This window comes from Paraburkholderia sp. SIMBA_054, assembly GCF_046534875.1.
GTDB classification, from domain to species: Bacteria; Pseudomonadota; Gammaproteobacteria; order Burkholderiales; family Burkholderiaceae; genus Paraburkholderia; species Paraburkholderia hospita.
Genome location: NZ_JAWRXV010000196.1, coordinates 1 through 742, shown reverse-complemented (window position 1 = coordinate 742; position 742 = coordinate 1). Strand labels below are relative to the sequence as shown.

Annotated in this window: 1 protein-coding gene; it reads left to right on the top strand. The window is 64.4% G+C overall.

What is annotated here, in order from left to right:
• Window positions 1-2 precede the first annotated feature (2 nt).
• Window positions 3-742: RNA-guided endonuclease InsQ/TnpB family protein (locus tag SB822_RS54735; RefSeq protein ID WP_410858804.1), on the top strand; the 740-nt coding region annotated here is incomplete at its 3' end.

Here is a 742-nt window from a genome sequence, read left to right as displayed (position 1 = left end):
GCGTGTATTTCGCACGCGCCTGTGGCGTGTCCCGGTTCGCCTATAACTGGGCGTTGGCGGAATGGAAGCGGCAGTATGAGGCCGGCGGCAAGCCGAATGAGGCGGCGCTCCGCAAACAACTGAACGCGATCAAGGCGGCCGAATTCCCCTGGATGGCTGAGGTGACGAAATGCGCACCTCAGACCGCGATCAAGAACGTCGGACTCGCGTTCGAGCACTTTTTCAGGCGCGTGAAGCTCGGCCAGAAGCCCGGCTACCCGCGCTTCAAGCGTAAGGGCATCCGCGATTCGTTCCGTGCCGACAACGGGCCGGCGGATGCGACGAGCCACGCAGTCGAGGTGACCGGCAAGGCAGTCAAGCTGCCGCGCTGTGGCGTCGTTCGCATGCGCGAGGCGTTGCGCTTTGCGGGCCGTGTCAAGTCGGCGACGGTGAGCCGCATGGCCGATGGTTGGTATGTCGCGCTGGCCGTCGAGACGGAAGACCGCTTGACTGCGAAGCAGGACCGTGGCGCCGTCGGCGTCGATCTCGGCGTTACGACGCTCGCGACCTTCACTGATGGCACGACCGAGCCCGCGTTGAAGCCGCACCGCGCCGAGCACAAGCGCATCGTGCGCCTGTCGCGATCGCTCGCGCGCAAAAAGAAGGGAAGTGCAAACCGGGCCAAAGCGAAAGCCAAGCTTGCCCGGCTGCACTTGCGTATCGCAAACGTCCGCAAGGATGCTTTGCACAAGCTGACGACGAC